Here is a 10,566-nt window from a genome sequence, read left to right as displayed (position 1 = left end):
CCGATAAGGCCCGACCCGCTCCTGGCCCGGCTTAAAGGGTGGCATGTACGCCGCCGGGAAGGTCTGAAACGGGTCAACGATGGCCTTTAAGCGCAGCCTTGTAAAAGTTTGCTCACCGCGCGAATGCAGAAATTCAGCTTAGGTCAGCCCCGTGCCACAAGCCGACTGTTCCGGCATTCCGTAGCTCCGGCTACAGAAGATCATGTGATGTTGTTCAAGTCGATCACGCCGGGCTGGCAGAGATGTCTTCGCCCGACTCCAGATACAAGCCGCGGCTACGGGCGAAGAGCCGTGAGAGACCCAGCAGGCTGTCCATCGCAGGCGTCTCAATTCCGAGCCACTGAGCGACCTCACGTGGAGCACTCAGAAGGACATCGAGCTCGACGGGACGCCCGGCCTCCACATCCTGCAACATCGAAGTCTTGAAGGCACCCAGCTTCCGTGTGACTGCATTCCGGTCCTCGCCGCTCTCCGTAATGGGGCAGCCGATCTTGTCTCCGATCTGAGAGGCTTCGGCCATCACCTGAAGAATAAAGGCTTGCACCAACGGATCGTCCAGGATCCGGTCTGCCGTTGCGCCGGTGATGGCTGAGATGGGGTTCATGGTCATGTTGCCCCACAGCTTGTACCAGATCGCCTGCTGGATCCGCGGGCTGACCTCAACGTCGAAGCCACTGCGCCGCAGCACTTCCGTCACGCGGTCGAAGCGTGCGGAGCCTGCCCCCTTGGGCTCACCCACGATCAGGCCGTTGCCGGCGCGCTGAACAATCACCCCGGGCTCTGACGTCGTGCAGGCCGCATGGACAACGCAGCCAATCACATGGTGGGCTGGCAGGGCGACATCAATCTGCCCAGCGGGATCAATGGTTGCAAGCCGTCGCCCGCTGAAGGGGCCGGGCAGCCCCTCGAAGAACCACCAGGGCACGCCGTTCATAGCCGGTAAGACAATCGTGTCGGGGCCTAGCAAGGCAGACGCAGCCTGTGCTGCCGCCGCAAGCGCCGGCCCCTTGACGGCGAGAACAACCAGATCCTGCTTCCCCAGCGCTAGGGCGTTGTCACTGGCCTTGATTGGGCAGGAGCCGACCTCATCGCCACGCCTGAGGCGAACCCCGTGCTCGCGCAGAGCAGCGAGCGTAGCGCCGCGGGCCAAGGCACTTACCTCGAAGCCAGCCAGGGCCATCTTGTAGGCCATCCAACCACCAATGGCGCCAACGCCGACCACGGCCACTCGCATCGCATCTGGTCCCCTTGCGCCCGCGGAGTTCCGGCAACTTCGCCCGTAAGCTAACATTCTCCAGGCAGTCCTGTCCCTGCTTACTCTCGCGGGGATAGTTCCGCTCCTTCCGTGAACAGACCCAAGCCCCCAGATTCAACCGAAGTTTGTCGGGGCGTCTCCGACTTCATCTCCTGGAGTGGGCAACATGAGAGTTGAAGCGGCGACTCGGCGGTGCCTCGCTCGGTTCATAAGGGCGAAAGTCCGGTACCCAGAAGTTCTTAAGGCTCGGGCGTCTTGAACTCGATCCGGATGCCCCGGAAGCCGTGAGGCGCGTCGGCCGCAACCTCAATGGCGTGTAGTCGCTGCGGGGGAAGGCGCAGAGCCCGTGGCAGCGCAGGACTGGCCGGCGTCCCGCCCGATGGAGGGATCTCATTGCCGTCTGCGTCGAAGTTTCGATAGTTTGGCCGGGCCAGCACGACCATGAGGCTTGGCCAACGGTGGTGATGAAGGTTCTCACGCTCGCCAGGCTCGACGGTAACTTCCAGCACCCGCACGGCACCATCTTCAAAGAGGAGGCGGTGGTTTGCCGGTGCGGCGACCAGCGCATCCAGGTGAAGGGGCCATTCCGTATCGTTGGTCTCCGGCATGTTGGCCTCCAAAATGAGGGACACACATGATGCCATATGCACCGTACGCAAACGATGTCGCCCAGGAGCTGCTAAGGACTGCTTGGGATCAGGCACGGTAGTTCCTGTGCTCTTCAGGAACGTCCAGTATTCGCTGCCAGAGCTGACACTCGGTTTACTTCAGAGAAGTGCCAATTGCAGACCTTCCGCTCAGTCTGCCTCAGGTGTGCTGGCAGAGTCGCTCATTACAATCCGCTCCGTCATAGGCAGCTCGATCATGCAGCGCAGGCCATCTGGCTCGAATGTTTGCACTGTCCTCGCCTTCAGCTCATAGGTCAGGGTTCGCTCCAAAAGATCGGTCCCGAATCCCCGCCGCTTCCGCTTGGCCGCACGTTCCGGCGTACCACTCTCTTTCCACTCGAAGACAAGCCAAGGCAGGTCTGAGCCGTTTTGCACTCGCCAAGAGATCCGTATGCGCCCCTGCGGGACTGAGAGAGCCCCATGTTTCACAGCATTGGTGGCCAACTCGTGGACGGCGAGTCCGAAGGTCTCAGCGGCCTTGGGTTTCAACCGCACCGTAGGCCCCGCAATTCGCACCTGTTCGCCCTCGTGCGCCAGGTAGGTGAGGAGCTCATCGGCCACGAGGTCGGCAAGATCCAGGCCCGCGCCTGGATCTCGAGCGACAGCAGTCTGCACACGGGCGAATGCGTTGATCCGCCCATCCAAGTGCATTGCGTAGTCTTCCACTGACTTGCTCGTCTGGGCCGTGCGCCGGGTAACCGAGCGGATCACAGAGAGCGTGTTGCGCACACGGTGCTGCAACTCGCCCAAGAGCAGTTTGGCGCGCTCTTCACTGACCTGCAGGGCCTCCTCGGCCTCCTTATGTTCAGTGATATCCTGCCCGATACCGCCGATGCGCTGGACGCGGCCGGTCTCGCCGAGCAGCGGGAAGTCGGTGTCGCGCATCCAGCGCATCTGCCCGTCAGGCCGCGTGATCCTGAACTCGAACGTCACGCGTTCGCCCGCCCGTACTCGGTTGATGCTGTCCAGGGCATCATCGCGATCCTCCGGGATGATCTGCTCGGTCCAGTTCCGCAGATTATCGCCCGCAAGCGCCTGCTCCCGGCTCTCACCGTAGACTGTCTCGAAGGCCGGGCTGAGGTATTCCCATTGCAGGGTGTTGGCATCCCTGATCCAGAGGACGTCCGTAGAGGCCTCACCGAACTGCCGGAACCGCTCCTCGCTGGCGCGCAGCGCCTCCTCCGCCTCCTTGCGCTCGGTGATGTCGATGTTCATGCCGACCCACTTGCGCACCGTTCCATCAAGCCCAAGCAGCGGCGCAGCATGAACGTTGGTCCAGCGCCAACCACCCGCCGCTCGTCGCAGCCGGTGCTCGATGCTGAGGGGGCGGCGCTCACGCACGGCCTCGCCCCATAGCCGTTGCACGGCGGCGCGCTCGTCAGGGTGGATTGCATTCGCCCAGCCGGTGCCGAGCCATTCCTCCAGGCTCTGGCCAGTGTAGGCGCGCCAGCTCGGCGAGTCGGTGCTCACCTCGCCTTCGGCATCGGTCTCCCACACCGCCTGGGCCCAGCTCTCGACCAGGCTGCGGAACCGCTCCTCGCTCTCTTGCAACCGCTCCTCAGTCTGCTTGCGCGCGGTGAGGTCGAGCACGAACTCGAAGATCGTGTCATCGGGCAGCCTCTTGGCGGCGAACAGCGCCCACCAGCGCGAGCCATCCTTGCGGAAGTACTCCTTCTCGTACGGCGTGGTCCGCCCCGTCGCCTTCAGCTCCGCAATGGCCCGCTCCGAGGCTTCCATCCATTCCGGCGGGGTCAGCCCCTGCCAGGTGAGGCGTCCCGCCTCCAAGTCGTCACGGCTATAGCCGCCCATCGTCAGGAAGGCGTCGTTGGCATCGATGATCTGGCCCTCCGGGTCGAGGTAGATGACGCCAACCGTCTCGATCTCCAGTGCGGTGCGAAACCGCGTCTCGCTGGCCCGCACGCTCTCGTAGGCTTCGGAAAGGGGGCGGGTGCGATCCTCCACTCGCTGTTCCAGCTCCTCACGCCCGGTCCTGGCTTCATCCAGCGCGGCGACCACCCGGTGGGTTGCCGCGGCGAAGCGGGCAAGGCTTTGCAGCAGGCGGGCATCCTCGGCGTCAAACTCTCCCTCGGGCGTGTGCTTGATGGCCCACAGCACTCCGGCTGGCTCGCCATTATCATGCCAGGGGACGAGCAAGGTCTCGTAACCATGCGATTGTGTGCCTTTCAGGTTCGGAAAAACTTGCTCCGCCTCACTGAACAGGAGCACGCGATCGCGGGCGACAACCACCCCCTGCGAGCTGGCTTCCTGCGGGATGCTCCCGCCAAGATGGCCTGCGAGAGCGCCAACCACCGCACGCCAGCGAAACACGCCGTTCTCGCCGCCAGACTCAAGCAGGCTGATCCCGGCCGAGTCGGCGCGGCACAGTTCCAGCACCAGTTCGGCGCATGTCTGAAGCACACCGCTTGGATTGGCGACAATCTCCTGCGCCAAGAGCCCGAGAGCCCTGCTCTCCGCGTGGTAATCAGGCGCGCGAGAGGGACGGCGGGCCAGCTCCGCCGGGATGACGACGTCATCGATGCCGGCCATGGACCTGTTGAGGGTGTCAGCGGTGGTCATGCTGACCTCCTTGAAATGCCGGGATCAGGAGCCGCTCACGACACATGGAACTCGCCCTATAGCTGCAGGCCATCGGATCGCTCATCCAAGGCCGGAAGGGGCACGGCCGCAGCGGTATCCGGGACTTCCCCAGCCTGGTTGAGATGCAGGTAGGCGGGGTTGAACAGGGCTGCGCTCATGAGCGCCTCTAGGTTCGGGATGGTCAGGGTCTTGCTCTTGAGCACGACGAGGTTGGCCGCCCGCAGCTCCTGGAGCATGCGGTTGAGATGCACCAGGGTGAGGCCGGTAGCCTCGGCCAGTTTGGTCTGGGTGATCGGCAGCTCGCAGCTTGATCCCTGCGTCAGGCCCACGGTCCGAAGACGGAGGAACAGTTCGCACAGGAGGTGGCACAGGCGCTCATAGGCGGTGCGCTGGCTGAGATTGAGGGTCCATTCGCGCTGGATGGCCGCATCGATGAGCGCTGAACTCTATAGAGCTTGGGCAATGCGGGCGTGGTGGAGCATGAGATCCTCGAACAGCGACTGCGGGATCCCGGCCACGCTCACCGCCGTCAGCGCGCCCACCGAGTGGTCCATCGCGCCCAGAAGAAAGCTGTCCAGGTCGCACAGGTCGCCGGGCAGCAGAAAGGCAAGGATCGCCCCTCGCCCGTCCTCGAGCTGCTTGGAGCGGCAGGCCCAGCCCGAGAGGATGAGGTGGATCTTTCCAGGCTCATCGCCTTCGCGCACGATGTCCGCCCGCGGCCCGAGCCGCCGCACATGCTCGCAGGACACGCGCTCCAGCAGGCGCTGGTCGTCGGCCGAGAGCCTGGTGAACTGCTCCAGCTTGCGAATGAGAGGGTGGGCCATGGTGCCCTCCTGGTGTGCCGCCCGACATTCTACCACCTCACCATCCAAATAGGCCAACCTGTGCTAGAGTCTTTGTGCACTCTGTTCGTCTCCCTCACATCTCAGATGCCCATCGGGCAAGGAGGGCTTACGATGAGCACCCATCCTCAACCGAGCCTGACCGGACGCCGTGTTCTGATCGTAGAGGACGAATACTTCCTGGCCGATGATCTCGGCCGAGCCCTCACCCAGCTCGGGGCGGAGGTGCTCGGACCTGTGGCGACCCGTGAGGAGGCCTTCGACCTTCTCTCGACCGGGGAACGGATTGACTTGGCCGTGCTCGACATCAACCTGCAAGGCGAGTCGGTCTTTCCTGTCGCGGACACCTTGATCGAGCAGGGTGTGCCGTTCCTGTTCGCCACTGGCTACAACCAGGCCGCTATTCCGGCGCAATACCAGCAAGTCCTCCGCTGGGAGAAGCCGTTCGCCCCCGAGGCTCTGGCGCAAGCTCTGTCTATCATCATGCGCTATCGATGATGCCCCCGGCCCACAGATCACGCGGCTTGGACAGTTGAAACAGCGGCATTCCTGCCTAACGGCTCCTCTAAGGTCTGAGCCTCGCTTCGAGCCAGGGAGGAAGGCTCTGGCCTCTATCGTTGTTGGACGAGGCACCGGCTAGATCAAACGAAGGTGTCCCCAGCATCAATGTCTGCAATGTCCGTTGGGGGTCACGAGCGCCCTTTGACTGTGGCCGCACGAAGGTCTCCTGACTGCTTCATTGCGGAAGCGCGGTCCAGTTCCGCTTCGTGCCAGGAGCCGACCTTCCGGACACCTCGTGGTTCTGAAAGGTCAGGCACCCCTGGCGAACCCGCTACGACATGCTGCGCGAACGGAGTCACCCGTCAGCTCACTTTGCACGGACTGACAATTAAAGGATGATTGTGAGCCCCGATCTCAAAAAATAGTCCGGATTGGGAAACTCTACGGGCAACGCTCTCCTCGGAAGTTTGACATACCTGTTGCGCCTGCAATCGGCGAGCATTCGTCAGGGGGCTGCCGTCATGATATCCTGCCGCACAGCCCAAGCGGGAGCGCCAAGCAATGTCCGGCATGATAACTGTCGACAGTCTGAAGCGCACGTTATTCCGGTTCTTTATGGTGGCTGGCATCCTGTCGATCGGATATGATCCGACGGCAACGGCACAGAGTGGACTGCCCTCCCGGGCTCCCGATGCGGCAACCCTCTTCGAGAACGTCCGGATCTTCGACGGCAGGAATGCGGCGTTATCGGCCTCTTCCCATGTGCTGGTGAGGGGCAATGCCGTCGAGCGCATCTCCACAGCCCCTATCGATGTCCGGAGCGACCCCGATGTCCAGGTCATCGCCGCGGGGGGACGCGTGCTGATGCCCGGCCTGATCGACATGCACTGGCATGCGATGATGGTGCGGCCGACACCCATGGTGCTCCTGTCCAGCGGGATCGGCTATTCCAACCTGCTGGCCGGGGTCGAGGCCACGGCAACGCTGATGCGTGGGTTCACCACCATCCGTGACCTGGGTGGCCCCTCCTTCGATCTCAAGCGCGCCATCGACGAGGGACTGCTGCCGGGACCGCGTATCTATCCGTCTGGCGCCGTGATCACGATCACCAGCGGTCACGGCGACTTTCGCCAGCTCTCCGACCTGCCAAGGACCATCGGCGGCATGCTCGCCCGTGTCGAGCAGCTTGGCGGAAGCATGATCGCCGACAGCCCGGACGAGGTGCGCCTGCGGGTGCGCGAGCAGCTCATGCAAGGCGCATCGCAGATCAAGCTCACCGCCGGCGGCGGCGTGGCCTCTCCGTTCTCTCCGCTCGATGTCTCGACCTTTACCGAGGCCGAGTTGCGCGCCGCCGTCGAGGCGGCCGAGAACTGGGGCACCTACGTCTGCACCCATGCCTATACGCCCGCGTCCATTCAGCGGTCGATTGCTGCCGGTGTGAGGTGCATTGAGCACGGGCACCTGATGGATGAGCCCACGGCGCGGCTGATGGCCGAGAAGGGCATCTGGCTGAGCACGCAACCCTTCCTCGACCTGAACGCCGCCAGCGGACTGGGTCCGGCGGAACAAGCCAAGTTGGCACAGGTGATCACCGGCACCGACAGCATCTATGCTCTGGCGAGGAAATACGGGATCAGGACGGCTTTCGGCACAGACATCCTGTTCTCCGAGGCCCTGGCGAAGCGGCAGGGCGCCATGCTGGCCACCCTCACCCGCTGGTACACGCCGGCCGAGGCGTTGGTCATGGCGACGTCGACAAATGCCGAATTGCTGCAACTGTCCGGCCTGCGCAATCCCTATCCGGGCAAGCTCGGCATCGTCGAGGAAGGAGCGTTGGCGGACCTGCTGCTGGTCGACGGCAACCCGCTGGAGAACCTCGACCTCGTTGCCGATCCGGACCGGAACTTCCTGGTCATCATGAAGGATGGCAGGATCTACAAGAATGCGCTCCCCAAGTGAGATCCCGGTCCGAAGGAGACCTTCGGACTGAGCGGGAGTTGACAAGCAGGTGCCACGGTGAAGCTCCAGCCGAGATCGCACGGTACGTTTCTGTCCAGGTCCTTCCGCTTCCTGATTGCGGGAATTCTGTTCCTGTTCTGGATGGTGCTGATGACGTGGAGTGCCCTGGCCATCTACTACTCGAACCTACCGTGGGCTGGGCTGCGCCTGGGATTGGCAGCCGCCTTTGCAGCTTTCTCGGTCTGGGCGCTCTGGCTGTCGCGTCAGCCGCGCATGCCCGTGATCGTAATCGGGCTGTGTCTCGGCGTGGTTGCGTGGTGGACGACCATCCCGCCATCTCATGACCGTCCCTGGCGGCCGGAGGTCGCGGTGATGCCGCGCGCCTTCATCGACGGCGACCGCGTGCGCCTCACGGGCGTGCGCGACTTCGATTACCGCAGCCGGAACGACTTCACGGTGCGCTACGAGGAGCGCGAGATGCTGCTGTCCCATCTGACCGGCCTCGATTTCTACGTCTCATACTGGAGCGAGGGGCTGGTCGGGCACACCTTCCTCAGCTTCATCTTCGACAACGCGCCGCCGCTGAGCATCTCCATCGAGACGCGACCGGAGGTGGACGAGGGCTTCAACCCCCTCGCCTCGCTCTTCAAGCAATTTGAGCTGATCTACGTGGTGGGGGATGAGCACGACCTCGTCGGCGTGCGCACCAACCACCGCGATGAGACGGTGTATCTCTACCACCTCAACACCTCGGCCGCGGACGCGCGCCGGCTCCTGCTCGTCTACTTGGACCGGATCAACGAGCTCGCCGATCGCCCGGAGTGGTACCATCTGCTCAGCAATAGCTGCACGATCAACATCATCCGTTACGCCAACGCCGCCGGTCGGGAGGGCCGGTTCGACATCCGGCATCTCCTCAACGGACTGATTGATAGCTACCTCTACCACTCGGGTCGGGTGGACACGATGCTACCGTTCGACGAGCTGCGGCGGCGCTCCCTGATCAACGAGGCGGCGCAGGCGGCCGATGGCGCTCCCGATTTCTCGCAACGCATCCGCGCGGCCCTGCCGACGGCTCTCCGCTGATATGTTCCGCTGTCCACACGTTGGACAGAACGCTTTGGGAGGGATTGCAGGGGCTTTGGAAGGACCCCTGCGCTGCAAGACGATGGCCATATCCACGGAGCGCACCGGGGAGGTCATCCGCTTTGCCTCGCAAAGATCGTCACCATGCTCAGATACATTTGATCCACCAGGCCTGGGGGAAGCGGGCTAACCGTCCGAGGAGGCCTAAGAAATCAGCCCTTCCCTTCAACAACGGCATCGATATCGAGGGACGAGCGGACACCAAGGTCATCTGCATGCGCCTCCAGAAAGGCATCCGCTGAGCGGCGCCCTTCGTCCCTGAGGTAGCACAGGAAATCCCACTCGGCATTGAGCTTGGAAGAATAGCCTAGCTCGGTCATGGCCGCGCTGGAAATCCGATGAACTCGCATCTGTGCCCACAACGCCCCCTCGCAGTTGCCGGGGTCCGCCACCTGCCGCAGCAAGGCGATCATCCGCAGTTCCTTCAGCAGGGTGGCGTTGAACGAGACCTCATTGACACGGTTGGTGATCTCGCGTGCGGTCCGCGGGATGCCGGCCCGCTCGACCGGGTTGATCTGCACGAGGATGGTATCATTCGAGGCACACTCGCGCACCAGTGGCGTGATCGTCGGGTTTCCGGCATAGCCGCCGTCCCAGTATGCCTCACCGTCGATCTCCACGGCTTGAAAGAGAAACGGAAGACAGGCCGAAGCCAAGAGTGCGTCCGGCGTGACGTCAGCGTTGCGGAAGATCCGGCCATGCCCGGTGCGGACGTTCGTGGTCGTGACAAACAGCTTGATCGGAGCCCGAGCGAGGCGGGAGAAGTCGATGCTCTCATCGAGGATGTCGCGCAAGGGGTTGGCGCCTGTGGGGTTCAGGTCGTAGGGCGAGACCAGTCGCGCCGCGAGATCGAGGGCAATGAAGACAGGTGAGCTGTCCAAGGTCCAGCGGCCCAGCAGGACGTCGAGCGGCCCCCGGCGGAAAGGGCTGAGAAACGCGGCGCGCGCAACGCGGCCCCAGAAGCCCTCCAGTGCGGCGCGGGCCCCGTCGGGGCCGCCCTTGGCATACCCGTCAATCAGGACGGCGGCGTTCATCGCCCCGGCCGAGGTGCCGGAGATCCCATCGATTCCAAGCCAAGGCTCCTCGAGCAGCCGATCTAGGACGCCCCAGGCGAAGGCTCCATGGGAGCCACCACCCTGAAGGGCGAGGTCAACGAGCACGGGGGCGGCCTGCGCCAGGGCGCGTGACGTGGTCAGAGGCATGGCACGATCCCGCAGTTCTGGACCTTTGGGAATTCGGGAACAAGGTACAGGAGAATGGACAAGCTGTCCTCCCATGACCTGCCTAGGACCTGAGCGGAGCAGCCTCGCCCACACATCAGTCGGTTTAGGGTCTAACCAATGTCCTGATCGCATTTGCCCTGGGCTGGTGATCCCGTCGGGCCACGGTTGATGCAAATGCCGAAAGTCTCAAATGGGTCAGGTAGTGAAATTCGTTCACTGACATCAACGTCCGATGTTCTTATCCAAAGCTGAAGTTCGCCCCCTGTCCGGAACGTGCCAGAAGCGGTCGTTAGCCATGGTCCCATAAAGGCATCTGCCCAGCTACCTACAAGCACAGCAGCTTCATTGTTAAGCTTATCCTTCGACACAATAAG

Annotated in this window: 8 protein-coding genes and 1 pseudogene; 3 read left to right on the top strand and 6 right to left on the bottom strand. The window is 63.2% G+C overall.

The genetic code is table 11. From position 1 onward, the window contains the following. Nucleotides 1-223: 223 nt before the first annotated feature. The 4 genes and pseudogenes from DRB19_RS27540 to DRB19_RS27525 form a co-directional block, all read right to left on the bottom strand. Nucleotides 224-1,234 carry a 2-dehydropantoate 2-reductase gene (locus DRB19_RS27540; RefSeq protein WP_114189172.1) on the bottom strand — a complete coding sequence of 337 codons (1,011 nt, stop codon included), beginning with the start codon at nt 1,232-1,234 and terminating at the stop codon, nt 224-226. 260 nt (nt 1,235-1,494) lie between these two features. Beyond that, the gene (locus DRB19_RS27535) at nt 1,495-1,863 is read right to left on the bottom strand and encodes a hypothetical protein (protein WP_114189171.1); all 369 of its coding nucleotides are present in this window, start codon (nt 1,861-1,863) and stop codon (nt 1,495-1,497) included. Nucleotides 1,864-2,052: 189 nt separating this feature from the next. Then, complete coding sequence (locus DRB19_RS27530; protein ID WP_114189170.1) at nt 2,053-4,500, bottom strand: PAS domain S-box protein; 2,448 nt, start codon at nt 4,498-4,500, stop codon at nt 2,053-2,055. A 56-nt stretch (nt 4,501-4,556) separates the two neighbouring features. After that, a pseudogene (locus tag DRB19_RS27525) lies at nt 4,557-5,345 on the bottom strand (Crp/Fnr family transcriptional regulator). Nucleotides 5,346-5,477: 132 nt separating this feature from the next. On the opposite strand from DRB19_RS27525, the gene DRB19_RS27520 reads away from it, so the two are divergent. From DRB19_RS27520 to DRB19_RS27510, 3 genes are all read left to right on the top strand, one after another. Then, nucleotides 5,478-5,861 (top strand): response regulator, encoded by a 384-nt coding sequence (locus tag DRB19_RS27520; protein WP_114189169.1) that lies wholly within the window; start codon nt 5,478-5,480, stop codon nt 5,859-5,861. Nucleotides 5,862-6,425: 564 nt separating this feature from the next. Further along, nucleotides 6,426-7,823 (top strand): metal-dependent hydrolase family protein, encoded by a 1,398-nt coding sequence (locus DRB19_RS27515; RefSeq protein WP_114189168.1) that lies wholly within the window; start codon nt 6,426-6,428, stop codon nt 7,821-7,823. 57 nt (nt 7,824-7,880) lie between these two features. Next, nucleotides 7,881-8,909 carry an Lnb N-terminal periplasmic domain-containing protein gene (locus DRB19_RS27510; protein WP_245439867.1) on the top strand — a complete coding sequence of 343 codons (1,029 nt, stop codon included), beginning with the start codon at nt 7,881-7,883 and terminating at the stop codon, nt 8,907-8,909. Between the two features lie 212 nt (nt 8,910-9,121). On the opposite strand, the gene DRB19_RS27505 is transcribed toward DRB19_RS27510, so the two are convergent. Together DRB19_RS27505 and DRB19_RS30855 are read right to left on the bottom strand one after the other, a co-directional pair. After that, nucleotides 9,122-10,171, bottom strand: coding sequence for a patatin-like phospholipase family protein (locus DRB19_RS27505; protein ID WP_114189167.1), 1,050 nt, complete (start codon nt 10,169-10,171; stop codon nt 9,122-9,124). A gap of 131 nt (nt 10,172-10,302) precedes the next feature. Further along, on the bottom strand, nt 10,303-10,566 hold a 264-nt coding region (locus tag DRB19_RS30855), incomplete at its 5' end, for a hypothetical protein (protein WP_210207548.1).

This window comes from Microvirga aerophila (genome assembly GCF_003332305.1).
Classification (GTDB): domain Bacteria; phylum Pseudomonadota; class Alphaproteobacteria; order Rhizobiales; family Beijerinckiaceae; genus Microvirga; species Microvirga aerophila.
The sequence above is the reverse complement of the archived record's forward strand: the minus strand, read 5'-3'. Positions and strand labels throughout refer to the sequence as shown.

Coding starts and splice junctions, on each gene's coding strand:
- DRB19_RS27540 (WP_114189172.1), bottom strand. CDS start 1,234: ATGCGAGTGGCCGTGGTCGGCGTTGGCGCCATTGGTGGTTGGATGGCC.
- DRB19_RS27535 (WP_114189171.1), bottom strand. CDS start 1,863: ATGCCGGAGACCAACGATACGGAATGGCCCCTTCACCTGGATGCGCTG.
- DRB19_RS27520 (WP_114189169.1), top strand. CDS start 5,478: ATGAGCACCCATCCTCAACCGAGCCTGACCGGACGCCGTGTTCTGATC.
- DRB19_RS27515 (WP_114189168.1), top strand. CDS start 6,426: ATGTCCGGCATGATAACTGTCGACAGTCTGAAGCGCACGTTATTCCGG.
- DRB19_RS27505 (WP_114189167.1), bottom strand. CDS start 10,171: ATGCCTCTGACCACGTCACGCGCCCTGGCGCAGGCCGCCCCCGTGCTC.
- DRB19_RS27530 (WP_114189170.1), bottom strand. CDS start 4,500: ATGACCACCGCTGACACCCTCAACAGGTCCATGGCCGGCATCGATGAC.